The organism is Mesorhizobium sp. M0663, assembly GCF_040320585.1.
Classification (GTDB): Bacteria; Pseudomonadota; Alphaproteobacteria; order Rhizobiales; family Rhizobiaceae; genus Mesorhizobium.
Genome location: NZ_JAMYPX010000006.1, coordinates 107,010 through 131,238, shown reverse-complemented (window position 1 = coordinate 131,238; position 24,229 = coordinate 107,010). Strand labels below are relative to the sequence as shown.

Below are 24,229 nucleotides of genomic sequence, written 5' to 3'. Positions count from 1 at the left end.
TCAGCGGCCGGAGCAGCAGGAATCGACCAGCGCGGCCAGCGATGCCGAAACATCGGCGAGCGCGGCGCGGTCGAGCTCATAGCGCGAGCGCTGGCGGTCAGGCTCGAAGCGGATCAGCCCGGCCTCGACCAGGATCTTCAAATGCTGGGAAACGGTGGACTGCGCCAGGTCGAGATGTTCGACGACCTCGCGACAGCAGCAGGAACGGCTTGCGGAAAGGTGTTTGAGAATTTCGATCCGCGCTGGATGCGAAAGGGCCGCGAGCCGGACAGCGACAGCGCGGCTATCCGGCATGCAGTTGGCCGGCGTGCAGTTGGCCGGCGCGCGTTCATCTGCCGCGCGGCTTCGGTCCGTTACGAGGGGGGATTCGGTCATCGTCCATCGGCGATAAACGATGACTGGCCCTGCCGCAAGCTATCCTGATGGGCAGAACGGCTATTCGGCCTTGACTGGCGCCGTCGTCATCTGGTCGCCCATTGCCTTGAGATCGGCGGGCTCGCCTTCCTTCGATTTCTCCGGCACCTTGAACACCTGCCCCGGCCAGATTCGGTTCGGATTGCTGATCTGGTCCTGGTTGGCGAGATAGATGGTCGAGTAGCGCATGCCCTGGCCATAGACCCGCCGCGAAATCCGCCACAGCGTGTCATGGCGGCGGATGATGACTGCGCCATCGGCATGTTCGAGCTTTGGCGCCACGGTCTCGGGCGTTTCGCCCGGAGGCGTTGCGACAGCCGTTTCGGCCGGGGCCTCGGTTGCAGGAGTGGGGGCAGTTGCGGGCGTTTCGGTGGCCGTTGCCGGTGCGCCTTCGGTCGCCGGAGCATTCGGCTCGGCTGGTTTTATCCCGGCAGGCTTCTGCTCGGCCGGCGCCACGGCCGCAACCGCCTCACCAGGCTCGCGCTCGAACGGCACAGCCGCACGGGCAACCACCGTCACGCCGTCGGCATCGAGCGCATCGACGTGGATGGTGTAGGTGCCGACCGGGATGTCGCGTGTCGCTTCGACCAGGAAGTGGCGGTCGGGCGAGGTCTTCGCGTCACCGAGCAGGATATCGTTGGCATACGCACGCACCTTGCGGCCGGGATCGGCGACGCCGGCAACGAAAATCTTGTTGCCGTCGATTTCGACAGCTTCGACGACGATCTTCGGCTCCACCGCGGGAGTGGCGGGCGCTGCCGTAGCCGGCGCGGCTTCAACAGCGGCCGGCGCGGCAGGAGCAGACGCTGCTGGAACATCAGCCGCCGGGGCGGCTGGCGCCGGCGCTGCGGCAGCCGGCAATTCGGTGCCCGTGGCGGGTGGCTGAACGGCCGCCTGTTCGCCGACAGACGGCGAGGCGTCAGATTTCGCCTGAGGGGCCGGAACAGTGAGCAGTTCGGACGGCTTGCCCGGCTCCTCGACCATTGCCAGCACCTGGCCGGTGGAATTCTGGGGGATCGAAACGACGGCGGTCTGCGCCGAGGCGGTCACGACATTGCCAGCTGTAGAGCGCAGCGTGATCGTATAGTCGCCGGGCTTCAGCGGATCGTCGAGAACAATGGCAAAGGCGCCGTCAGGGCCGGCGACCGTCGAGCCGAGCACAGCCGAACCGTTGAGAATCTCGACCTTGGCGTTGGGCGCCGCATTGCCGGCGACGACGATCGAGCCGTTGCTTTCGACGCGCACGATGTCGAAGGTCGGCACGATTGCACCTGCTGTGGCCGGCGCGGCGGGCGCTGCCGCATCGGTGGACGCGGCAGACGCAGGCGGCACCCGGCCCTCGGTCGCCGGAGCGGCCGGTTTCGAAGCCGGCGGCGTCAGCGCCGCGACCTCCGCAGGCCGGGTAGAATTGAGATACGGGTCGAGTGCGCCCGATACATAGGCGGTTCCCGCTGCTGCGACAGAGCCGCCAGCCGCGAACAAAAACGCCTTCAATGGATTAATTGCCATGTTTCCCTGCCCCTTAGCCACCTAATTTCGGTCTAGCCTGTTTTGCCAAAGCCGACAAGAAAAAGCCCGCCCCGGGGCTTGACCATGCCTATAGTCCCTATCACCAATCATAACATGAACACGATTCGATCTGTCTGCGTCTATTGCGGCTCGTCCCCGGGCCGAGATGAGACCTATATCAAGGCCGGACACCTGCTTGGCCGCTCGATCGCCAAGTCCGGCCTGCGTCTGATTTATGGCGGCGGCACTAAAGGGATCATGGGTGCCGTCGCTGAAGGGGCATTAAAGGCCGGTGGCAAGGTAACCGGCATAATTCCGCGTTTTCTGATCAACCGGGAGGCGACCGAAACCGCGCTTAACCGGCTCGACGAGCTCGTCATCACCGACAACATGCACCAGCGCAAGCACAGGATGTTTGAGAAATCCGACGCCTTTGTGGCGTTGCCCGGCGGCATCGGCACCGTCGAAGAGATCGTCGAGATCATGACTTGGGCACAGCTCGGCCATCACCGCAAGCCGATCGTCTTCGGCAACGTCGGCGGGTTCTGGGATCCGATGCTGGCGTTGCTCGACCACATGGCAACGGAGGGCTTCATCCACACGGCGCAACGGGTCAAGCCGCTGGTGGTCGAGGATCCGGAAGCAATCGTCGCCGCTATCATGGTGGCGGGATCCTCCGTCGATGCACCGACGGAGGGCGTGCAGTCGGTGATTGATAAGATGTAGAGTGAATGGTGAATGGTGAATGGTGAATGGTGAATGGTGAATGGTGAAGTAGAAGACTTTCCAAACCGGCGCCTGTCTATTCACTATTCACTATTCACTCCTTGCCTACTGCCTTCCTCAAGTCTCCGATGACCGCACGCTTGTCCTGACGCCGCCAGGCGAGATGGATCGAGACGGTGCGTCCAAACCACGGCAGATCGCGAAACACGGTCTGAGGCGGCGCGGCACTCCGCAGGCTGGCCTGCACCGTCGCCAGCCCAAGCCCGGCGCTGACCAGGCCCAACGACGTCAACGGATCGGTCGTCTCATAGGCAATGTCGGGCAGGAAGCCCGCCTTCGCGCAGGCGGCGAGAAATTGGCTGCGGTTGGTGTCGTCAGGCTGGCGCACCACCGTGATCCAGGTGCGTCCGTCCAGTTGCTGCGGCAGTATCTCCGCGATTTCTGCCAATGGATCGCCTTCCGGCATCGCCAGAACCAGCGGCTCGCGCATAATGAGCATGGCGGCGATGTCGGGATCGTCGGCAGGAGGAGGCGTGTAGACGAGGCCCAGATCGAGCGATCGTTCGCGCAGCGCTTCGATCTGGGCGGCGGAACGCTGACCCTTCAGTTGAAGATGAAATTCGGGCCGGTCGCGGCGAAACTGGCGCAGCATCCGAGCGACAAGCCCGGCATGGACCGCACCTTCCACATAACCGATGGCGAGACGGCCGACCGTACCGCTGGCGAGATTGCGGCCGAGTTCCTCGAGCCGTCTTGCATGGGCCAGCAGCGCACGCGCCTCGGCAAGAAAAGCGCGGCCCTCGGCATTGAGATGAACACGCTGCCTCGCCCTCTCGAACAGTGCGACGCCCAGCTGCTCCTCCAGCTGAATGATCTGACGGCTGAGCGGCGACTGCGAGATGTGCAGCAATTCGGCGGCACGCCCGACGTTGCCGGTTTCGGCCACCGTGATGAAATAGCGGAGCTGGCGCAGGTCGAACATTGTTGCTTCGATGCTCAAGTCCCGTGAGGTCTCAAATTTAGCCTAATCAGTCTTGGACTGTCTGGCCAGCAGAAGCGAATATTTCCGCCATTCCAACGGCCAACATCAGGAGATTCCGATGCAGTTCTTTGCCCTTCTAGCGCGCAACACCGAAAAGTTCACCGACGCCGATTTCGCGCCGCTGCTGCTTGGCGAGGCCGAGCAGCGCCGCACGCTCTATGCCGAAGGCGCCGTGCGTCAGGTGTGGAATCGGGGCGACATTCCCGGCAGCGGCATGATGTTCGAAGCCGGCAGCGATGCCGACGTGCGCCACCATCTTGCAACTTTGCCGCTGGTCAAGGCCGGCATGATGGCTATTGCCGCCATCGTGCCGCTGCAGCCATATCCCGGCTTCGGGCCGAAGCGCTGAGCGCTCGTGAAAGACGCGGCTGCCGGCATTAAGACCGGCCAGCCGCCTTTCTTCGTTACGCGGCTCGAGCTGATGCGGAAACGGTCTTGCGCGCCGAAGAAAACATCGACCAGGAGTACATCGCCAGTGCCGCCCAGATCAGCCCGAAGGCTATGGCCTGAACACTGCCGAAGGGTTCGCCGAAAATCAGCACCGCGATCAAAAAGACGATCGTCGGCGCGATATATTGCATGATGCCGATGGTGGAGAGGCGCAGCAGCCTGGCTCCGAACGCAAACAACAGCAGCGGCACGGCGGTGACCGGACCGCAGCCGATCAGCAAGGCGGTGTCGTTCAGCGAGCTGGAGACGAAATGATCCTGTCCTGTGGCGATCAGGAAGATGATGTAGCCGAGTGCCGGCACCGACAGCAGCAGCACTTCAAGCAGGAAGCCCTGGCTCGGGCCGATTGGCAGCGTCTTGCGGAAGAAGCCATAGGCGGCAAAGGAAAAGGCTAGCACCAGCGACACCCAGGGCAGTTTGCCGGCGTCGATGGTCAGCACCGCGACCGCGATTGCCGCCAGCACCACCGCCGCGATCTGCAGGCGGTCGAGCCGCTCGCCGAGGAGCAGCGCGCCGACAACGACGCTGACCAGCGGGTTGATGTAGTAGCCGAGCGCGGTCTCGATGGTGCGGTCGACCGCGATCGCCCAGACATAGATGCCCCAGTTGACCGAGATCAGCGCCGCCGTCAGCACCGCCATCGAAATGATGCGCGGCGAACGAACTGCCGCTTTGAAATCGGCAGTGCGACCAGCCCAGACCAGGACAGCGGCCGCGATCGGCACCGACCAGACGATGCGGTGGGCGATGACTTCGGCCAGCGGCAGATGCGCGACAGCCTTCATGTAGAAGGGCAGCAGCCCCCAAAGCAGGTAGGCGCCGAGCGCCAGCAGGAAGCCGCGACGAGCTTTGGTGTCGGCCTCGATGTGAAGTGCTTGGGTAGTCATGGCCCAAGGCTATGCGCCAGCGGCTTGCCCAAAACCATCGCAAATTGCTGATGGATCAATGGAGTCTTGCTGATGGTTCAACGCTACTCCGCCGCCGCCAATCCCGCCATGTCGCGGTTCTTCATCAGCTTGTAGACGATCGAATCCATCAACGCCTGGAAGGAAGCGTCGATGATGTTTTCGGAGACACCGACCGTCCACCAGCGCGCACCGGTGCCGTCATGCGATTCGATCAGCACGCGGGTGATCGCCTCGGTGCCGCCATTGAGGATACGCACCTTGAAGTCGGCCAGCTCGAGGTCGGCGATCTCGCTCTGGAATTTGCCGAGATCCTTGCGCAGCGCAATGTCGAGCGCGTTGACCGGGCCATGGCCTTCGGCGACCGACATCTTCTCCTCGCCCTCGACCAGCACTTTCACGATCGCCTCCGAGACCGTCTTCAGCTGGCCGTTGGCGTCGAAGCGGCGCTCGACCATGCAGCGGAACGAGGTGACGCGGAAGAATTCCGGCAGGCCATGCAGCATCTTGCGCGCCAGAAGCTCGAAGCTGGCGTCGGCGCCTTCGTACGCGTAGCCCTCCGCCTCACGTTCCTTGACTACAGCGATCAGCGCATCGAGGCGATGGTCATCCCGGGGCATGTCGATGCCGCGCCGCTTCAGCTCGGCGAGGAAATTGGCCTTGCCACCTTGGTCCGAAACCATGACGCGGCGGCGGTTGCCGACAGTCTCTGGCGGCACATGCTCGTAGGTCGCCGGCTCCTTGGCCAGCGCCGAGGCATGGATGCCGGCCTTGGTGGCGAAAGCGGAGGCGCCGACATAGGGCGCTTGCGCTTCGGGCGCGCGGTTCAGCAACTCGTCGAAGGCGCGGGACAGGCGCGATATACCGGTCAACGCTTCTGCCGAAATGCCTGTAGCAAAGCGGCCCGAAAAGGCCGGCTTCAACGCCAATGTCGGCACGATCGAGATCAGGTTGGCGTTGCCGCAGCGCTCGCCGATGCCGTTCAGCGTGCCCTGGATCTGGCGCACGCCGGCCTCCACGGCGGCAAGCGAATTCGCCACCGCCTGGCCGGTGTCGTCATGGGCGTGGATGCCGAGATGATCGCCCGGTATGCCGGCGGCGATCACCTTTTCGACGATGGCGCGCACCTCGGAGGGCTGCGTGCCGCCATTGGTGTCGCACAGCACCACCCAGCGCGCGCCGGCATCGTAGGCCGTCCTGGCGCAGGCCAGCGCATAATCTGGATTGGCCTTGAAGCCGTCGAAGAAATGCTCGCAGTCGACCATCGCCTCCTTGCCGGCAGTGAGCGCCGCCTCGACCGAGGCCTTGATCGCCTCGAGGTTCTCCTCATTGGTGCAGCCGAGCGCGACGCGGACATGGTAGTCCCAACTCTTGGCGACGAAGCAGATGGCGTCCGACTTCGACTGGACCAGCGCGCCAAGCCCAGGATCGTTCGAGATCGACACTCCTGCCCGTTTGGTCATGCCAAAGGCAACGAACTTGGCATCGGCCGTGCGGCGCTCGGCAAAGAAGGCGGTGTCGGTTGGATTGGCGCCGGGGTAGCCGCCCTCGACGTAGTCGATGCCGAACTCGTCGAGCAGCTTGGCGATGGCGATCTTGTCCTCGACGGAGAAGTCGACACCCGGCGTCTGCTGACCATCGCGCAGCGTGGTGTCGAACAGATAAAGGCGCTCGCGAGCCATGGTCATTTCCCGGCAAACATGTCCGTTGCGCGGATCAGCCTGTCGAGGATGCCCGGCTCCGAATAGGCGTGGCCGGCGCCTTCGATCAGATGGAAATCCGCTTGCGGCCACGCCTTGTGCAGCGCCCAGGCGTAGCGCGCCGGGCACGGCATGTCGTAGCGGCCGTGAACGATGGTACCCGGGATATCCTTAAGCTTCCATGCATCGCGCAGCAGCTGTCCCTCTTCCAGCCAGCCGGCATGGACGAAATAGTGGTTCTCGATGCGGGCGAAAGCCAGGGCATAATCATCCTGGCCGAAGGGACCGCTGGTTTCCGGTTCCGGCAGCAGCGTGATCGTCTCGCCCTCCCACAGGCTCCAGGCGCGGGCGGCCTCGACCTGCGCCACAGGATCGCTGCCGACCAGCCGTTTGCGGTAGGCGGCCATCATGTCGCCGCGCTCGGCCTCCGGGATCGGCGCCAGAAACCGCTCCCACTTGTCGGGGAACATCTCCGACACGCCGAACTGGTAGTACCATTCGAGTTCGGCGCGGGTCAGCGTGTAGATGCCGCGCACGACCAGTTCGCTGACCCGCTCGGGGTGGGTCTCGGCATAGGCCAGCGCCAGCGTCGAACCCCACGAACCGCCGAACACCAGCCATTTGTCGAAGCCGCACATTTTTCGCAGGCGCTCGATGTCGGCGACCAGGTGCCAGGTGGTGTTGGCTTCAAGCGAGGCATTGGGCGTCGATTTTCCGCAGCCGCGCTGGTCGAACAGGATGACATCGTACAGCTTCGGATCGAACAGCCGCCGGTGCTTTGGCGAAATGGTGCCGCCCGGCCCGCCATGCAGGAAGACAGCCGGCTTGGCCCCTCTGGTGCCGGAGCGCTCCCAATAGACCTGATGGCCATCGCCAACGTCGAGCATGCCGGACTCGAAAGCCTCGATCTCGGGATAGAGGGTACGGAATTCGCTGCTCATAATTTCAGGCCCTGCTGCGGCCAGTTGGCCGTCTCGTGATCGGGATGCTGGAAGGAGATGATGGATTCCTGTCGCGCGTAGAAATCCGGGTCGTCATGGATCGGCGCGTCGAAGATCGTCTCGACCCAAGGCAGCCTGGCGGCGTAGTTAACCTGGATCTGCGGCGCCAGATCGGAACGGTCGTCGAAGGCGCCGATGGCGATCTCCAGCGCGCCGGGCTGGCGGTAGGTCAGCGGTGTGCCGCAGCGGGCGCAGAAGCCGCGATCGATGTTGACCGACGACTGAAAGTAACTCGGCTCCTCGCGCACCCATTCGACGCCGTCGCTCGGCACTGTCACCAGCGCGCCGAAAAACGACCCGAACTGTTTCTGGCACATGCGGCAATGACAAATGGACGGACGGCCGAGCGCCCCGTGGATGCGGAAGCGCACGGCGCCGCACTGGCAGCCGCCGGTACGAACGGTTTCGGTCATGATTTTTCCTCCGGCGGCCATTGTTCGGTGTCGTGGTCGGGATGTTGGTAGGAGACGAGATCGGCGAGATAGGAGGCCGACGAGACGTCGGCCATCGTTTCCTCACCTGGCAATTCGTGGACGTGATCCACGTACGGGAGCTTGGCTTCGACACCCCATTGGATGGTCGGGGCGATCTCCTCGGGGTGGTCGAATGTGGCGATGGCGAGGGCCACCCCGTCGGGCGCTTCGAAGGTCAGCGGCGTGCCGCATTCGGCGCAGAAACCGCGCAAAGCCGCGTTGGACGAGCGGAAGCGTTTGGGCTCACCGCGCGTCCAGTCCAGCCTTGCGCCGCGCACCGAGACCAGCGGCAGGTAGAAATTGCCGCTCGCCTTCTGGCACATGCGGCAATGGCATACGGAAGCATCACCGAGAGCTCCTTCGACGCGGAAGCGCACCGCGCCGCACTGGCAGCCGCCTGTATAGACCGGTCTGTTGTCGAGGCTCATCGCGCACTACTCCGGGGCATGGCAAACCGCCTCGACATTGTTGCCGTCGGGATCGAAAACAAAGGCGCCATAATAGTTCGGATGGTAGTGCGGGCGCAGGCCCGGCCCGCCATTGTCCTTGCCGCCGGCGGCAATCGCCGCGGCGTGAAAGGCATCGACCTCGGCGCGGCTGCGAGCGGTGAAGGCGACATGCTGATGATCCTTCGGCTTGTCCTTGCCGGCATGCAGCCAAAACACCGGCCGGTCGCGGCCGTAGCCGCCGACCTTGGCGCCGCCGGTATATTCCTGCGGCACCATGTAAAGCAGCGAGGCGCCGAGCGGCGCTATCGCCCTGTCGTAAAAAGCCTTCGACGCGTCGAAATCCGAAACGGTGATGCCGAGATGATCGATCATCTTTTTACCTCCCAGGTGGTGATGCGTTCGCCGGTGACGGGGTCCTTGCCGTCCTTCAACTGGATGCCTTGCGTCAGCAACTCGTCGCGGATGCGGTCGGCCTCGGCCCAGTTCTTGGCGGCGATCAGCGCGAGGCGTTTGGCGATCGCCTTGGCAATGGCGTCTTCATCCACCTTGGCTGTTGCGATGTCGAAGCCGAGGAACAGAAGCGATGCCTTCAGTGAAGCGGCAGCATCGTTGTCTTCGGCGGCTGCGTTGCCGCTACCTGCGTTGAAATCAACAGCATCACCAGCCAACTGCGTCAGCAACTGGAATGCGGCATAGGTGGCAAGGTCATCCGACAGCGCTTCGATCACATCCGCCGGCACCGGCTTTGCCGTCGGCGGCGCCAGATCGGCCGCCCGCTTCCATTTGCGCAGCGTATTCTCCGCCTCTTCCAGCTTGCGCACGGAAAAGTCGATCGGCTCGCGATAGTGCGTCATCAGCATCGCCAGCCTGAGCACCTCGCCCGGCCATTTGCGGCCGCCAAAGGTATCCGTCTCCAGCAATTCGGTGATCGAATAGAAATTGCCCAGGCTCTTGGACATCTTCTGGCCCTCGACCTGCAGGAAACCGTTGTGCATCCAAATCTTGGCCATCGTTTCGGTGCCGTGGGCGCAACGCGATTGCGCGATCTCGTTCTCGTGGTGCGGAAAGATCAGGTCGAGACCACCGCCATGGATATCGAACACCTCGCCGAGATAGGCGGCCGACATCGCCGAGCACTCGATGTGCCAGCCCGGCCGACCCCTGCCCCACGGGCTGTCCCAGCCCGGCTCCTCGGGCGAAGACAATTTCCACAGCACGAAATCCTGCGGGTTCTTCTTGTGCTCATCGACGGCGACGCGGGCGCCGGCCTGCTGCTCATCGAGATTGCGCTTCGACAACTGCCCATAATCCGGCATGGAAGCGGTGTCGAACAAGACTTCTCCAGCCGCGACATAGGCATGGCCGCGTTCGATCAAGCGTTGAATCAAGAAGATCATGTCGACCTTGCCGTCGGGCCTGGGCTCGACGAACTCGGTGGCGCGCGGCTCGACCGTCGGTTCCAGGCAACCGAGCGCCGCAACGTCCTTGTGGAACTGACCGGCGGTCTTTTCGGTGACCCGCCTGATCGCTTCGTTCAGCGACAGCTTGCCAGAGGCAATCTCGCCGCCGAAATCGCGCAGTGCGCGGGCGTTGATCTTGTCGTCGACGTCCGTAATGTTGCGCACGTAAGTGACGTGCGCTTGCCCGTAGAGATGGCGCAGCAAACGGAACAGCACGTCGAAGACGATCACCGGCCGCGCATTGCCGATATGGGCGAAGTCGTAGACCGTCGGGCCGCAGACATACATGCGCACGTTGCGCGGATCGATCGGGAAGAAATCGTCCTTGCTCCGCGTTAGCGTATTGTAGAGGCGCAGGCTCTTCGATGCGTCAGACATACGTGCGTTCCCGGTGCGTTACTTTGGCATGATCTTTTGGGATCGTGCTCTGGATGGAGTCGGTTACGCCGAGGCGCAAATCGGGGTCCAGCCTGCTGGCCGGGGCGTTTGTCCAATCTGGGAGGAGATGAGGCGAAAACGTCCAGGACCAGCGCGAGGCTAGCCGATAATGCAAATGCCACAAATGGCGAAAGACGTTTTCATGGCCGGCTTTATCGCCTTGCCCGGTGTTGCCGTCAAGTCGCTACCTTCGCCAAAAATATCGTTGGCTCACAGGAATTGAGCCACTGAAACATTTTATTAAACAGGTCGGCACTGTGATGAAACATTCGCCGGCTAGATCAGCAAGCGTCACGATTTGGTCGGATTCGGCCAGCAAACGCAGACACGAAGACGTTACCAGGGAAGAGAACAATGCCTAAGCAAGAATCCAACCGCGCCAAGCAACCGGCGCTCGCCAGCCACTACCGGGCGATCGGCCCGGCAGCAATCGTCGCAGCTCTTCTGCACACCGCGAAGAAGAAGAAGCCGGCGCAGAAGATCGTTTCGCCGCGCGCTGCCTGAGAATGCCGTCGGGAAGGTTGAGGCGCTCACGGCGCACCCAGCAATAGTAGCTTTTGCTAAAATAAATTCATCTGACTGTCGTTCGCGCCGGACTTCTGGCGCCTGACCTTCTTAGGCTCAGGCTCGACGACGCCCTTCTCCTGAATCTCCGGCCCGGTATTGGCGACCTTGTTGACGAGGTCGGAAACCGGGATCGCTTCGAAGAAATCGGGCTGGGCGGGTCTCAGCAGATGGGCCACATCGCGCGGCTCGAGCGTGCTGCAATCCAGCCAGCGCGCGAAATCTTCGGGATGGATCACCACCGGGATGCGGTCGTGGATATGGGCAGTATCGGCATTGGCGTGGGCGGTCAGAATGGCGCCGGTGTCCATTTCCGAGCCGCCCGGCTCGGCATAGGTCTCAATCAGCCCGGCGAAGGCGACAAGCCCGCCACGCCTTGGCCGCACCCAATAGGGCTGCCCTCTTCTGCCACCGGTTTGGTGCCATTCGTAGAATCCCGAAGCCGGTACCAGGGCGCGGCGATGGCGCATGGCAGCGCGAAACGACGCCTTTTCCGAAGCCCCCTCAGAACGCGCGTTGAACAGCAGCGGGAAGTTACGCGTATCCTTGACCCAGGCCGGGATCAGGCCCCAGCGCACCAGCATCGAGCGGCGGTCGGGCAGGTTCGAGCCCGGCGCCTGCGGCAATCCGGCGAGCGCCATCAGCACCGGCTGCGTCGGCGCGATGTTGTAGCGGGCCGGAAACTCCTCAAGTTCCGCCAGGCTGAGAAAGGCGGCGGTCTGGTCCGGAGTGGCGGTCAAGGCAAAGCGTCCGCACATGAATTCAGCTCTCGAATTGGTGGCATGTGAAAGTGGCCATGGAACCCGCCTTTCGCAACCGCTAAAGCTGTTCGCCGACGGCCGGTCCACAACGGGCTATGCCAATCGAGCGATCCGAAGCCCATGGAAGCACGCAAGATCATTCCGGCAGTCTCGGTCTGCGTCGTGCGCGAGAACACGGTGCTGCTGGTCAAGCGGGCCAGGCCGCCCTCGCAAGGCCTCCATGCCTTTCCCGGCGGCAAGGTCGAAGCCGGCGAGACGCTGGAACAGGCAGCACGGCGCGAATTGCTGGAAGAGACCGGATTGCAGGCGCGCAGCTATCGGCCGCTGCGGGAAATCCACATCGACGGCAGCGGCGACGGGCATCCGGTCGACTACTGGCTGACGGTGTTTGGGGCCGATTATGCTGGCGGCGAGGCGGTGGCCAGCGACGACGCCGAGACCGCGGCTTTCTATACGCTGGCCGAAATGACAGCGATGCCGCTCGCCGATGCGATGTTTGAAATTGCGGACGATCTACTCGGTCCCAACAAAGACGGCGGGACCTGAGCCAGAGAATCGCCTTGCAGGCGACAAATTGTTTCAGCACAAGGACTCATGAGCCGCACGTCTTCGTTTCTCGCCGCATGCCTCGCCGTCAGTGTGGTTGTCGGTGCGCGCCCGGCGATTGCCGCCGAAGCACCGTTCGAGCCCGGGCTGATGCGGCTGGCGGAAGTGCTCGGCTCGCTGCATTTCCTGCGTAATCTGTGTGGCGAGAAGGGCGATCGGTGGCGAGCCGAGATGGAAAAACTGATCGCATCGGAAAATCCGAACCCGGAGCGGCGCGCCCGCTTCATCGCCAGCTTCAACCGCGGCTACCGGTCGTTCGGCGGTACTTATACGCAATGCACCGCCTCGGCGACGGAAGCCATCAGCCGCTACATGAAGGAAGGCGAGACGCTGTCTCGCGACATCGCTTCGCGCTACGGAAACTGACGACGGCAGCTGCCGTTCCGGCAAACCGGCATCAACCGCCGGCGCTGTGGGCGGCGGACGCGTTCGACACTTCTCCGCTTGCCTCGGGTGAGGTCTTGGTGCAAACCTGATGTTGCACTTTTGCAACTATGTTAACGAAACGTTAGCGCGCGAATGTGAAATTAACTCAAACTGAAGGTTTCCGTCCCCTTGGCCGGCCTAATCGGCTAAGTTTGAATCGGATCGGACGCAGGTTTGCTGGACGCGACGGAATTTGTAGAAGACGACCAAAAAAATGTCGTATTTACAAATACTTACTGCGCCTGCGTGTAAAAGGGACAACTCAAGCTTGATCCCTGTCCAACGGATCACCGCTTGAAAGGGTGGAAATCGCAATGGAACATGGCGTCAACGACATCGACGCGCTGGTCAGGGAAGAAAAGCGCCTGACCGCCGTGGAAAGCCACAGCGAAGCCTGGGCAGAAGGATTGTCGGCCGGGATCGAGCCGGAAATCATCGCCGAGGCAGCCCTCGAAACGGCATTCGGCGAAATGCTGCGCACCAATGGCGAGACCTCGGCGCTTGCCCTGCTCGATCGCATGCGTGAAAAGGTGATTGCCGGGGCCTTCGAGCCCGAAAGACTGCGGCACTGACCCCGGTTCTTTGACGACGGCGCGCCGCCGGACATCATGTCCGGGCACATGGATGGGCTGGAACCAGGGAGTAGCAGGCGGTGAATTTTTCGATATCAGGCAAGCCGCGCGGCCTGGTCCTCAGCATTTGGCTTACTGTTTCCTGCGCCACGATTCCCCTTGCACTGTTTCTTGCGAGCAGTCCCGCTCACGCCCTCAGCGAGATCAAGCGCGAAGACCTGCCTTCGCCGGTCACGCCGCCGCCCGACGGTGACATGTCGCCGCCTGGAAGTACCGTGCCGATGCCCGGCCCGCTCGGCACGACGCCACCACCGGCCAGCCAGCCGACGCCATCCGACGAGCCGGAACAAACCGAACCGAAAGGGCCGGCCAATGATGGCGGCGTGGCCAATCCGCATGTCGATCCCGACGCGCCTGTGCCCGAAGTCGTCTACGACCTCGCCAAGTTGCCGGAACCGGTCAGGCGCATGCACGATCTGATCGTCGAGGCGTGCAAAAGCGGCGACATCGAAAAGCTTCGGCCGCTGATCGGCACGGGAGACATGATGACCCAATTGTCGCTGGGCGACATGGAGGGCGACCCGATCGCCTTCCTGAAAGGCCTTTCCGGCGACACGGAAGGCCAGGAGATCCTCGCCATCCTGGAAGAGGTGCTCAATGCCGGTTTTGTCCATGTCGATGCCGGCACGCCGCAGGATCTCTATGTCTGGCCCTATTTCTTCGCCCTGCCACTGGACAAGCTCGATGCCAGGCAGCGGGTCGAGCTGTTCAAGATCGTCACCGCCAGCGACTATGACGATATGAAGCAGTTCGGTGCGTACATCTTCTACCGAGTCGGCATCACGCCGACCGGACAATGGACGTTCTTCGTCGCTGGGGATTGAGTGATTTAGCCTGGCCCCTATGGAGGCAGGGAGCTTAGCCCGCCAACGCCTCGGAAAACTCCACCGCCCTACCCTGGCCGTGCGCGACGATCTCGCCTTCCCACATCACGCGCCGGCCGCGAACGATGGTGCCGACCGGCCAGCCGGTCACCTGCCTGCCGTCATAAGGCGTCCAGCCGACCTTGGAGCCTTGCTGGGCGTTGGCGATGGTCTCGCGGCGCTTCAGATCGACGATGGTCAGATCGGCATCGTAGCCGGCGGCAATACGGCCTTTCCTGGCGATGCCGAAAATACGCTGCGGGCCGTGGCTGGTCAGGTCGACAAAGCGCTGCAACGTCAGCCGGCCGGCGTTGACATGATCCAACATGATCGGCACCAAAGTCTGCACCCCGGTCATGCCGGACGGCGACGCCGGATAAGGCTTTGCCTTCTCGGCCAGCGTGTGCGGCGCATGGTCGGAGCCGAGCACATCAACGATGCCTTGCGCAACGCCGTACCAGACCCCGTCGCGATGGCGCGTGGCGCGCACCGGCGGGTTCATCTGGATCAGGGTGCCCAACTGCGCATAATCATCGGCGCTCAGCGTCAGATGATGCGGCGTCGCCTCGCAGGTCGCGACATCCTTGTGCTGTTCGAGGAAGCCTATCTCCTCGGCGGTCGAGATGTGCAGCACATGGATCCGGGCGCGGACCTGGCGCGCGATTCGCACAAGGCGCTCGGTGCAGCGCAACGCAGCGATCTCGTCGCGCCACACCGGATGTGAGGACGGATCGCCCGCGATGCGCTCGCCAAGCCGCTCGCGCAGCCGGAACTCGTCCTCGGAGTGAAAGGCGGCGCGGCGGCGTGTGTTCCTCAGGATCGCGGCAACGCCTTCGTCGTCCTCGACCAGCAGGTCGCCGGTGGACGAGCCCATGAAAACTTTTATGCCGGCCGCACCTGGCAGCCGCTCGAGATCGCCAGCGTCTTTTGCATTGTCGCGGGTCCCGCCGACCCAGAAGGCAAAGTCGCAATGCATGCGGCCGGTGGCACGCCGCACCTTGTCGGCAAGGGTTGCCTCACTGGTGGTCAGCGGATTGGTGTTCGGCATCTCGAAGACGGCGGTGACGCCGCCGAGCACCGCTGCCCGCGAGCCCGTCTCCAGATCTTCCTTGTGCTCCAGGCCCGGCTCGCGGAAATGCACCTGGCTGTCGACGACGCCCGGCAGGATGTGCAGCCCACGGCAGTCGATCGTCTCACCGGCCGACGCCTCGCGGAGGTCGCTGATGGCAGCGATGCGCCCACCATTGATGCCGACGTCGCGAAAACCCTGGCCGTCGTGATTGACCACGGTGCCGCCTGTCAGGATGAGATCGTAGATGGGGGCCATACGGATCCGGTCTCTTGCGGGGGAAGTGCCAGCGGCTTACGTAATGACCAATAGTTTTGCAAGATCAGGCTCGTTTTCCCACCATGCCCTTTGCCTCGCTCAGAGATCGCGCACTCGTTTCCGTGTCCGGGCCGGATGCCGAGCACTTTTTACAGAACATCCTGACCACCGACCTCGACGTGCTCGGCAGCAGCGAAGCAAAGCCCGGTGCGCTGCTAACGCCGCAAGGCAAGATCCTTTTCGACTTCCTGATCTCGCGCGCCGGCGAAAATGCTTTCCGACTTGAATGCCGTACCGAGACCGCCGATGATTTCATGCGACGGCTGACGCTCTACAAATTGCGCGCCAAAGTCGAAATTGCCAAGCTGGATCAGCCGGTTGTGGCCGTCGCATGGGGAAGCGATTCAACCATTTCGCAATTTGAATCAGCACCGTTTGCTGATGCGCGGTTTGTCGATACTGCCGTCAAGCGCTTCTATGATGACACCGCAGATGGCGGCGACCTTGCCGCATGGCAAGCCTTTCGCATCGCCCATGGCATTGCCGAAAGCGGTGCGGACTACCAACTCGGCGACGCTTTTCCGCATGACGTGCTGCTCGACGAGATCGGCGGTGTCGGCTTCAAGAAAGGCTGCTACGTCGGCCAGGAGGTCGTCTCGCGCATGCAGCATCGCGGCACTGCCAGGCGTCGGGTGTTGATTGTCTCGGCCGAACGCACCCTGCCCACTTCGCGCGCAGAGTTGACCGTGGAGGGGCGACCGGTCGGCACGCTTGGCTCGACCGCGGCCAGGACAGGCCTTGCCATTGCCCGCATCGACCGGGTCAAGGCAGCGCTCGACGCCGGCCTGCCGGTCCTGGCGGAGGATGTCGCCGTGTCGCTCGCTATCCCGTCCTGGGCGAAATTCAGCTTTCCGCAGGAAGCCATCGGCGCGGAGGACGCCTGATGGCTGCAGATCGCGCCGGGGCGCCGCCGCGCGCCTGGCAGCGCATGCTGTCCGGCCGACGGCTCGATCTGCTCGATCCCTCGCCGCTCGACATCGAGATCTCCGATATTGCCCATGGCCTTGCCCGCGTCGCACGCTGGAACGGCCAGACCAGAGGCGATCACGCCTTTTCGGTCGCCCAGCATTCGCTGCTGGTCGAAACGCTTGTCGGCGAGCTGATGCCGGATGCCGACGCCGACGCGCGGTTGGCGGCGCTGCTGCACGACGCGCCGGAATATGTCATCGGCGACATGATCTCGCCGTTCAAATCCGTGATGGGCGGCAGCTACAGGGATTGCGAGATCAGGCTGCAGCGCGCCATCCATCTGCGCTTTTCACTGCCGGCCGAACTCGACGCGGGACTGCGCAAGGAGATCAAGCGAGCGGATCAGATCGCCGCTTATTTCGAAGCAACGCTGCTTGCGGGTTTTTCGACGGCAGAGGCGACGGAGTTCTTCGGCAGGCCGCGCGGCTTCAATGCCGAGCGCTTCGACGTCACGCCGCGCTCGGTGACTTGGGCGCAGAATGCCTTTCTCAAACGCTTTGCGGCGATCGAAAAGTCTCGACGCCAGACTGCCGTTCCAGCCGGCTGAAAACGGTAAATTAACCGGCAGGGACAACAGTGCCATGGTTAACCATGGTCCATAGGCTTGCCTCATGCCCGTTGCCGGTATCAAGGCTGGTTCGTCCGTCCGCCGACGGAGGGCCAAAGGCGTTGGTCAGCCGCAACCTATTGAAGACGAGCTGCGCGAACAGAACGAGCGTTTTTCGGCAGCGGTCGAGAACATGTCGCATGGCCTGTGCATGTTCGATGCCGATGAACGGATGATCATCTGCAACAGGAACTACATCAGCATCTTTCGCCTCGACGCCGAAGTGGTGCGGCCCGGCATCCGGTTTTTCGACATCCTCCAGCACAGCGTGGATATCGGCATCGCCTCGCAAAGCGCTGAGCAACTCTATGCCATCCGCAAGCCCTATATCGACCAGGCAAAACCTTCCACCTATGAGGAAACGCTTGCAGACGGGCGTATCGTCAACATTTCGCACCGGCCGCTGGCGTCAGGCGGTTGGGTATCGATCTACGAGGACATCACCGAGCAACGGCGCGCCGAGCAGGAGTTGAAGGAGCAGCACCGCCGTTTCGACGCGGCACTTGCCAACATGTCGCAAGGCCTTTTGATGTACGATGCGGATGGCAAGCTGATCGTGCGCAACGAACGTTTCCTGGAACTTTATCATGTCAGGCCGGCCGACTTCCCGCTTGGCATGAGTCACCATGATGCGTTCAAGCGGCTGCTGGAACTGGGCATTTATACAAAGCTCGACCCCGACAACGAAATCTCGCAAATCGAAGCCTGCCTGCGGGCGGGGAAAACACACGTAACGCATCGCCATCTCGCTGACGGCAGAACGCTGCTGGTTGCGCGCCGGCCGATGAGCGGCGGCGGCTGGGTCGCGACGTTCGACGACGTCACCGAGCGCAGGCGCGTGGAAGAGCGCATGACCCATCTTGCGCACCACGACACACTGACCAACCTGCCCAATCGCTCGATGCTTCGCGAACGGCTCGACCAAGCCCTGAGTGAGACGAGAGACGGATCGCTGGCGATATTCTCGCTCGACCTCGATCACTTCAAGGCGGTCAACGACACTTGGGGCCATCCTTCCGGCGACTGGCTGCTGAAATGCGTGGCCGAACGGCTGCAACGGTGCCTGCGCAATGAAACGGACGTTGTCTCCCGCTTCGGCGGCGACGAATTCGTCATCATCCAGTTCAATCTCAAAAGCCCGGGCGACGCGGAAAAGCTGGCCAAACGCATCGTCGAGATCATCGGAAAGCCGTTTCGCGACAAAAGACACGACATGCGTGTCGGCATCAGTCTCGGCATCGCGCTGTTTCCGAATGACGGCAAGGACGCCGACACTTTGCTGAAAAATGCCGATATGGCGCTCTATCGGGCAAAGAGCGAAGGGCGCAACCTGTACCGCTTCTTCGAACCAGCCATGGACGCGATGGTGCGGGCACGCCGGGCGCTCGAAATCGATCTCAGGGCAGCGCTGTCGCGCCGGGAATTCGAGCTGGATTTCCAGCCGATCATGAACATCGCCTCCGGCGAAATCGTCGGTGCCGAAGCCTTGATGCGCTGGCGTTCGCCGGTGCGCGGCCTGGTACGGCCGGACGACTTCATTCCGGCCGCCGAGGAGACCGGGCTGATCGTGCCGCTTGGAGAATGGGCGCTGCGAAAAGCCTGCACGACCGCGGCAGGCTGGGCGGCTTGGCGCATCGCAGTCAATGTCTCCGCCGTGCAGATCAAAAGCGGTACCTTTGCCCGCAGCGTTATCTCGGCACTGGCGTTCTCGGGCGTGCCGGCCAACCGGCTTGAACTGGAAATCACCGAAACCGTGCTGATGGACGAGAGCGATCTGGTGCTCAAGACACTCAGGCAGCTACGCGATCTGGGCGTCCGCATCGCGCTGGACGATTTCGGCACCGGCTATTCGTCGCTGGGCTACCTCAGGCGCTTTCCCGTCGACAAGATCAAGATCGATCGCTCTTTCACCCGTGACATCGACAGTCGCGATACCGCGGCGATCGTGCGCACCATCATCGGGCTTGGCGCACAGCTGGGCATCACCGTCACCGCCGAAGGTGTCGAGACCGAAGCGCAGCTTGAATTCCTGCAAAAGGAGGGTTGTGTCGAGGCCCAGGGCTATTTGATCGGGGTGCCGTCAAAGGCGTCGGACATTAATCGGCTGCTGAAGTCGAGCGCGACGATCCGGCAGTCCGGCTAAGTGCGACAGTCTCGCGGAAGCGCGGGCAACCGCCTTAGATCTCCTTGAGATGACGCTCGATCCGCGTGTTAATTCCTTGATAGGAGAAGGCGGCATTCAGGTGTGGCGAACCAGGAGGTTCCCAACGGGTCAGAGATGTCCGCTCAATGCCTCCACCATATCCTTGTTCGTCGCCACGGGAACGATCTCGAATTCGACCAGATCCGCCCATTCGATGACCCACCGCTGCAGGAGCGTGACGTCATCGGCCTCCACCAGCAGGAAGCAGCGGCTCATATCCGCTGCGATCCAGCTGTGGTGCACGAGAAGCGCGTCCGGCTTCAGGCGGCCCTGGTCGCGGAAACGGCGGTAGATCTCCTTGCGGTCGCAGCCGCGAAAATCCTCGGTTACGAAGAACAGCATCTTTTTCCCCTCAGTTCGGATATTATCGCCCCGGCCGGTCCAGCCGCTCCAGGAACCACTGCGTCAGCCGCACCCAGACCTCGTCTTTTTCGCCGGAGTCTTCCCAGCCGTGGTCGAGGTTGGGGTTGTCGTTGACCTCGATGACGAAGACGCCGTCCCTGGTTTCCTTGAGGTCGACGCCGTAGAGGCCGTCGCCAATGCAGCGCGCCGCGCTCACCGCCGTCTCGACGACATGGGCCGGTGCTTCCTTCAGGGTGAAGGTCTTGATGCCGCCCTGGTCGGGTTTGCCGTTGGCCTTATGATTGACGATCTGCCAATGTTTCTTGGCCATCAGATAATGGACGGCGAACAAGGGCTGGCCGCCGAGGACACCGACACGCCAGTCATATTCCGTCGGAATGAATTTTTGCGCGATCAGGAGGTCGGAATCCTCCAGCCATTCGGTTGCGAGCGTCTTCAACTCTTCAAAGGTGCCGCATTTCTTGACGCCGCGCGAAAACGAGGAGTCCGGGATCTTCAGCACCAGCGGGAAGCCCAGCGTCTGTGCCGCAACTTCCAGGTCCGAGGTGCCGGCAATCATCACCGTCGGCGGCACCGGTACCTTGTTGTAGGTCATCAGCTCGTTGAGATAGACCTTGTTGGTGCAGCGGATCATCGACAGCGGATCGTCGATGACCGGCATGCCTTCCTGCTGGGCGCGGCGGGCAAAGCGGTAGGTGTGGTTGGAGATCGAAGTGGTCTCGCGGATGAACAGCGCGTCGTAGTTGGCGAGCTTGGCCAGATCCCGCTTGGTGATCGGCTCGATTTCGACGCCCATCTTTTCAGCGATCTTGGCCCAGTGGCGCAGCGACGAAATCTCCGACGGCGGCAGTTCCTCATGCGGATCGACCAGCGTTGCGAAAGTGTAGCGCGCCGGCGTGCGGCCCTTGGTGTCGCGCCACTCGCGGTTGGTGTAGGTCTCCAGGCACTGGAGAAAGTGCGTTTCCTCGTCCTCGGTCATCCTGGCCAGGGGATGGAAGCCAATCTTGCGGATCGAGGCCCATTCGGCGCTGTCCCTGATGTGGAGCTCGAGAGCCGGGGCACGGAACCAGTCGAACAGAAGTTTTGCGAAGCGGTCCCAGATCCTGGATGGTCCGATGCCGAAGAAGATGCAGACCTTCTGCGGAAAAGCGCCACCCAGGTCCTTGCGGCACTTGTTGAGTGCGAGTTCGAGTTCCGGCAACGCGTGCTCATAGAGCTTGCGTTCTGACAGGTCGATCATCGTTTCGACCGTCGGGATGACCTTATGGCCGCGCGAACCGGCAAGCAGCGACGCGTAATAGCCGCGGCTCTGGTAGCCATAATTGTTCGACAGGTTGATGACCTTCGGCCGCTGACCGCGAAACAGTGCCGGATGGGCAAGGTAGTCGCGATTGGTGATGATCTTGTGCGGCGTCGCCACCTGGTCGAGATCGTTCTGCCGGCCGGTAAGGATGACCCAGGTCATTGGCTGTCGCGCTTTCCGAGAGTGATGGCGGCGCGCAATCCGTCGCGGCCGAATTGCGCCATGTTCATGAAGATGCCGTAAGGCACGGGAATGTTGGCAGCATCGAGGATCGTCTCCTGCCGCTCGACCTCGACCCAAGGGTCGTGGATCAGGATATGATCGCCGTCGTCACCGATGGCCAATACCCAGTGCGGAACCTTCTTGCCGAACATCAGGAAGCCGCTGATCAGGACCAGCACCAGTTTTCCCTCTGCGATCGCGGTGCGAATGTCGTCAAGCCCGAATGAACGGTAATTCACCGGGATACCGTAAAGTTCCGCGCGGCGGCGAAAGTCGACCTGCGCCAGCTCCATGACCCGGCGCTTGTCCTCGCTGCGCACCGACTGCAGGAACAGCGCGCCGTAGAAGGAGACATAGATCTCAGCAGCAAGCCCGCTCTCATAACCGGCGACGGCCAGCCCGAACGGTTCGCAGCCGCCCGGCCCCGACATCATGAAAACGGTCGTCGCCTCACGCCACAGCCGGATTTCCATCACCGGGTCCGGCACGAAGCCGGGGCCGAAGTAAGCCATCGCCATCATCAGGCAGCATGGTCCGCAGGTGAATTCGCAAGTCTGCTGATAAAACGGCACTTCGGTGGCGACCGGAATGTCGCCGCGCAAGGTCTTTTCATAGCGCAGCGCCGTGGCGCCATCCTCGTAGTAGTCCGGTTCACGACCGATCTTGCGGTAGCCGCTCTGCTCGTAGATCTGGATGGCGCGCGGGTTGTCCTCGCGGACTTCCAAACGAAGCATCATGCGGCCATGCTCGAAAGCGGCGGCTTCAGCCTCTTCCAGCAGCAGGCGGCCAACGCCACGGCCGCCGAAAAATGGACCGACGGCGATCGAATAGAGTCGTGCGACGCCGCTGCCCTTGCGAAACAGCACGACCGCATAGCCGGCGACGTGGCCATCGTTCTCGCCAACCAGCAGTTCGGCGGTGTCGCGTTCGATCAGTTGGCGAAAGGAGCGGCGAGAAATGCGGTCGCTCGAGAAAACAGCTTTTTCGATGGCGGCGAGGTCATCGACGTCGGACGCGCGGGCCTTGCGAATCTCGGCAGGCATGCGGGCTCAGAAAACCTCGATTGGGTTGTGGAAACGGCCCTAGTCTAAACATCGGTCACACCAGCCGAAGCGCCAGCATTCAGCAAGCGCTATCGCACCTCGATTAGGGCCGAATTGTGACAGTTTTCAAGGCAGGCAGGTCGCGCAAAGGCTTTGAAACGACCTTCGTGTTTCGGCATCGGCGCGGCTCCGGAAAAACGAGATCCTGCTCAGCTTTTCAAGCCCGCCAGAAGCTGGCCATAGGCGCTCTTGGCCACCGCGGCTAGCTGCTCGCGCGGCAGCGATCCGACGACGGCACAGCCATAACCCTTGTCCAGCCAGTAGACGGCCTCAGGACCATTTTCCTCCGACCCATAAGTGCCCTTGGCCTTGGCCGCCGATTCGGCGATTACGAAGAGCGATATGCGCTCGCCCTTGTCGTCCTCGTAAAGCAGCATCGCGGCCTTGCCCTGGCCGGCAGGCAGCAGCCGGCCACCGACCAGTTGGAATCCCTGCGCCGCCAGATCTGGCGCGACGAGCTTCAAACCTACCTGGTTAGACAGCCAGTTCTGCAAATGATCCTTGTCGCTTGCCGGCACTTCCACAGCATGCCGCTTTTCAGCGGCATAGATGACGTGGGCGGCAATCGCCTCTTCGGCAAGCTGGTCCTCGGCCGTATTTTCCAGGCCGAGGCCGCCGATGCCGGCAAGATAGCCGCCAGCACCGCCAATCACCAGGATGGCGGCAGCGGCGGCCGCAAGCCACCAACGCGAGCGCGACGGCGACGCTCTGACCGCTGGCGCCTCGCCGAGCACCACTTTATTCAGCCGCACCGGGACGGGTTCGTCCAGCACGCCGTTAAAGGCCGCGCGCAATGCTGCCCGGTCGGCGGCGTAGCGTGCGCTCTTGGCCTTCATCTCGGCATTGGCGTCGAGCCATGCCTCATAGGCCGTCCGCTCGTCGCCCGGCAACTCGCCATCGAGCGCCATGTGAATGTCGCGTTCGGAGAAATCGCGCCGGCTCATTTCTCGACGATCCTTATCGATCGGCGGCGCGCGGTATCATCCAGCAGCGCGCGCAGTTCCTCACGCCCGCGCGCGATGCGCGACATCAAAGTGCCGGCGGGGACTCCAAGGATGTTGGCGGCTTCGGCATAGGAAAACCCTTCGATGGCGACCATCACAAGGGCCGCGCGCCGGTCTGGGCTGATCGCCTGCAGAGCCTCGACGATCTCGCGCGAGGCGATGCTCTCGACCTGCTCGGCGGGTGCTGCCTGCGCCTCGCTCGCCTCGAGCGGCAGCATCGCTGCCTCGCCGCGCCGGTTCACCTTGCGCATCTGGTCGATGAACAAATGATGCATGATCGTAAACAGCCACCTCCTGGGGCTTTCTCCTGTCTGCCAGTTGTCGAGCCGCACAAGTGCCCGCTCGAGACAATCCTGGACGAGATCGTCGGCGGAATCGCGGTCGCGCAACAGCGAGCGTGCATAGCGGCGCAGACGCGGTATTTCACCAAGGATTGCTGCCTTCTTTTCGTCCATGACCGCTGGTTCTGGAGCCCTGTCCGTGGTGATTGAACGCGCCTTCGCGGCGCGGCGCAAGCGGCCAGCGCGAAGCGGTCCGCCGCCCCGGTCACCCAAGCATCTGAATAACGCTGCCAGCGGCAGGTTTATTCCCGGCAGGATTGAGAGGCAAACAGAGTCCCTCCCATCGCGAGCGACGCGACAAAGACCCG

27 protein-coding genes are annotated in these 24,229 nt (G+C 62.7%); 10 read left to right on the top strand and 17 right to left on the bottom strand.

What is annotated here, in order from left to right:
- Window positions 1-375 (bottom strand): ArsR/SmtB family transcription factor, encoded by a 375-nt coding sequence (locus NKI54_RS14465; protein WP_352637880.1) that lies wholly within the window; start codon window positions 373-375, stop codon window positions 1-3.
- Window positions 376-435: 60 nt separating this feature from the next.
- Window positions 436-1,923 (bottom strand): LysM peptidoglycan-binding domain-containing protein, encoded by a 1,488-nt coding sequence (locus tag NKI54_RS14460; RefSeq protein WP_352637879.1) that lies wholly within the window; start codon window positions 1,921-1,923, stop codon window positions 436-438.
- A gap of 114 nt (window positions 1,924-2,037) precedes the next feature.
- On the opposite strand from NKI54_RS14460, the gene NKI54_RS14455 reads away from it, so the two are divergent.
- On the top strand, window positions 2,038-2,649 hold the full coding sequence (locus NKI54_RS14455; RefSeq protein ID WP_023677735.1) for an LOG family protein: 612 nt from the start codon (window positions 2,038-2,040) through the stop codon (window positions 2,647-2,649).
- A 94-nt stretch (window positions 2,650-2,743) separates the two neighbouring features.
- Here the strand turns inward: NKI54_RS14455 and NKI54_RS14450 are convergent, their stop codons facing one another.
- Window positions 2,744-3,649, bottom strand: coding sequence for a LysR substrate-binding domain-containing protein (locus NKI54_RS14450; RefSeq protein ID WP_352637878.1), 906 nt, complete (start codon window positions 3,647-3,649; stop codon window positions 2,744-2,746).
- Window positions 3,650-3,749: 100 nt separating this feature from the next.
- On the opposite strand from NKI54_RS14450, the gene NKI54_RS14445 reads away from it, so the two are divergent.
- Window positions 3,750-4,040, top strand: a complete 291-nt coding sequence (locus tag NKI54_RS14445; RefSeq protein ID WP_352637876.1) for a muconolactone Delta-isomerase family protein — start codon at window positions 3,750-3,752, stop codon at window positions 4,038-4,040.
- Between the two features lie 55 nt (window positions 4,041-4,095).
- Here the strand turns inward: NKI54_RS14445 and rarD are convergent, their stop codons facing one another.
- The 7 genes from rarD to cysS all read right to left on the bottom strand — a co-directional run bounded on the left by rarD (window position 4,096) and on the right by cysS (window position 10,507).
- On the bottom strand, window positions 4,096-5,028 hold the full coding sequence (gene rarD / locus NKI54_RS14440; RefSeq protein ID WP_023677738.1) for an EamA family transporter RarD: 933 nt from the start codon (window positions 5,026-5,028) through the stop codon (window positions 4,096-4,098).
- An 83-nt stretch (window positions 5,029-5,111) separates the two neighbouring features.
- Complete coding sequence (cimA, locus tag NKI54_RS14435; protein WP_198023571.1) at window positions 5,112-6,734, bottom strand: citramalate synthase; 1,623 nt, start codon at window positions 6,732-6,734, stop codon at window positions 5,112-5,114.
- The gene (gene pip / locus NKI54_RS14430) at window positions 6,731-7,687 is read right to left on the bottom strand and encodes a prolyl aminopeptidase (RefSeq protein WP_023677740.1); all 957 of its coding nucleotides are present in this window, start codon (window positions 7,685-7,687) and stop codon (window positions 6,731-6,733) included. The genes cimA and pip overlap by 4 nt, the downstream gene beginning before the upstream one ends.
- Window positions 7,684-8,160, bottom strand: a complete 477-nt coding sequence (locus tag NKI54_RS14425; RefSeq protein ID WP_352448982.1) for a GFA family protein — start codon at window positions 8,158-8,160, stop codon at window positions 7,684-7,686. The genes pip and NKI54_RS14425 overlap by 4 nt, the downstream gene beginning before the upstream one ends.
- Window positions 8,157-8,648: a GFA family protein gene (locus NKI54_RS14420; RefSeq protein WP_023677742.1), complete on the bottom strand. Its 492-nt coding sequence runs from the start codon at window positions 8,646-8,648 to the stop codon at window positions 8,157-8,159. Before NKI54_RS14420 ends, NKI54_RS14425 begins: the two co-directional genes overlap by 4 nt.
- Before the next feature lie 6 nt (window positions 8,649-8,654).
- Entirely contained in the window at window positions 8,655-9,041 is a 387-nt protein-coding gene (locus NKI54_RS14415; protein WP_023677743.1) for a VOC family protein, read from the bottom strand.
- On the bottom strand, window positions 9,038-10,507 hold the full coding sequence (cysS, locus tag NKI54_RS14410) for a cysteine--tRNA ligase (protein ID WP_352637875.1): 1,470 nt from the start codon (window positions 10,505-10,507) through the stop codon (window positions 9,038-9,040). Before cysS ends, NKI54_RS14415 begins: the two co-directional genes overlap by 4 nt.
- A 414-nt stretch (window positions 10,508-10,921) precedes the next feature.
- Between cysS and NKI54_RS14405 the strand changes: the two genes are divergently transcribed.
- Window positions 10,922-11,071, top strand: a complete 150-nt coding sequence (locus tag NKI54_RS14405; RefSeq protein ID WP_023677745.1) for a hypothetical protein — start codon at window positions 10,922-10,924, stop codon at window positions 11,069-11,071.
- A 56-nt stretch (window positions 11,072-11,127) separates the two neighbouring features.
- Here NKI54_RS14405 and NKI54_RS14400 read toward each other — a convergent pair whose 3' ends face one another.
- Window positions 11,128-11,889 carry an SOS response-associated peptidase gene (locus NKI54_RS14400; RefSeq protein ID WP_023677746.1) on the bottom strand — a complete coding sequence of 254 codons (762 nt, stop codon included), beginning with the start codon at window positions 11,887-11,889 and terminating at the stop codon, window positions 11,128-11,130.
- Window positions 11,890-12,012: 123 nt separating this feature from the next.
- On the opposite strand from NKI54_RS14400, the gene NKI54_RS14395 reads away from it, so the two are divergent.
- From NKI54_RS14395 to NKI54_RS14380, 4 genes are all read left to right on the top strand, one after another.
- On the top strand, window positions 12,013-12,438 hold the full coding sequence (locus NKI54_RS14395) for an NUDIX hydrolase (protein ID WP_352691791.1): 426 nt from the start codon (window positions 12,013-12,015) through the stop codon (window positions 12,436-12,438).
- A 48-nt stretch (window positions 12,439-12,486) separates the two neighbouring features.
- Window positions 12,487-12,864, top strand: coding sequence for a TIGR02301 family protein (locus NKI54_RS14390; RefSeq protein WP_023677748.1), 378 nt, complete (start codon window positions 12,487-12,489; stop codon window positions 12,862-12,864).
- Window positions 12,865-13,238: 374 nt separating this feature from the next.
- Entirely contained in the window at window positions 13,239-13,496 is a 258-nt protein-coding gene (locus tag NKI54_RS14385; protein WP_023677749.1) for a hypothetical protein, read from the top strand.
- 80 nt (window positions 13,497-13,576) lie between these two features.
- The gene (locus NKI54_RS14380) at window positions 13,577-14,380 is read left to right on the top strand and encodes a hypothetical protein (RefSeq protein ID WP_352637873.1); all 804 of its coding nucleotides are present in this window, start codon (window positions 13,577-13,579) and stop codon (window positions 14,378-14,380) included.
- 34 nt (window positions 14,381-14,414) lie between these two features.
- Here the strand turns inward: NKI54_RS14380 and NKI54_RS14375 are convergent, their stop codons facing one another.
- On the bottom strand, window positions 14,415-15,746 hold the full coding sequence (locus NKI54_RS14375) for a dihydroorotase (protein WP_352691789.1): 1,332 nt from the start codon (window positions 15,744-15,746) through the stop codon (window positions 14,415-14,417).
- An 83-nt stretch (window positions 15,747-15,829) separates the two neighbouring features.
- Here NKI54_RS14375 and ygfZ point away from each other — a divergent pair, with 83 nt between their 5' ends.
- The 3 genes from ygfZ to NKI54_RS14360 all read left to right on the top strand — a co-directional run bounded on the left by ygfZ (window position 15,830) and on the right by NKI54_RS14360 (window position 19,525).
- Window positions 15,830-16,690: a CAF17-like 4Fe-4S cluster assembly/insertion protein YgfZ gene (gene ygfZ, locus NKI54_RS14370; RefSeq protein ID WP_023677752.1), complete on the top strand. Its 861-nt coding sequence runs from the start codon at window positions 15,830-15,832 to the stop codon at window positions 16,688-16,690.
- Window positions 16,690-17,322, top strand: coding sequence for an HD domain-containing protein (locus NKI54_RS14365; RefSeq protein ID WP_023677753.1), 633 nt, complete (start codon window positions 16,690-16,692; stop codon window positions 17,320-17,322). The genes ygfZ and NKI54_RS14365 overlap by 1 nt, the downstream gene beginning before the upstream one ends.
- A gap of 64 nt (window positions 17,323-17,386) precedes the next feature.
- On the top strand, window positions 17,387-19,525 hold the full coding sequence (locus tag NKI54_RS14360) for a putative bifunctional diguanylate cyclase/phosphodiesterase (protein WP_352637870.1): 2,139 nt from the start codon (window positions 17,387-17,389) through the stop codon (window positions 19,523-19,525).
- A 129-nt stretch (window positions 19,526-19,654) separates the two neighbouring features.
- Here the strand turns inward: NKI54_RS14360 and NKI54_RS14355 are convergent, their stop codons facing one another.
- The 5 genes from NKI54_RS14355 to NKI54_RS14335 form a co-directional block, all read right to left on the bottom strand.
- Window positions 19,655-19,927, bottom strand: coding sequence for a DUF3303 domain-containing protein (locus NKI54_RS14355; RefSeq protein ID WP_023719871.1), 273 nt, complete (start codon window positions 19,925-19,927; stop codon window positions 19,655-19,657).
- Window positions 19,928-19,949: 22 nt separating this feature from the next.
- Complete coding sequence (locus NKI54_RS14350; protein WP_352448993.1) at window positions 19,950-21,413, bottom strand: RimK family ATP-grasp domain-containing protein; 1,464 nt, start codon at window positions 21,411-21,413, stop codon at window positions 19,950-19,952.
- Entirely contained in the window at window positions 21,410-22,516 is a 1,107-nt protein-coding gene (locus tag NKI54_RS14345; protein ID WP_352637868.1) for a peptidase C39 family protein, read from the bottom strand. The genes NKI54_RS14350 and NKI54_RS14345 overlap by 4 nt, the downstream gene beginning before the upstream one ends.
- A gap of 209 nt (window positions 22,517-22,725) precedes the next feature.
- Complete coding sequence (locus NKI54_RS14340; protein ID WP_352637867.1) at window positions 22,726-23,520, bottom strand: anti-sigma factor family protein; 795 nt, start codon at window positions 23,518-23,520, stop codon at window positions 22,726-22,728.
- A complete protein-coding gene (locus NKI54_RS14335; RefSeq protein ID WP_352622556.1) occupies window positions 23,517-24,035 on the bottom strand; it encodes a sigma-70 family RNA polymerase sigma factor in 519 nt (172 codons plus the stop codon). The genes NKI54_RS14340 and NKI54_RS14335 overlap by 4 nt, the downstream gene beginning before the upstream one ends.
- Between the last annotated feature and the right edge of the window lie 194 nt (window positions 24,036-24,229).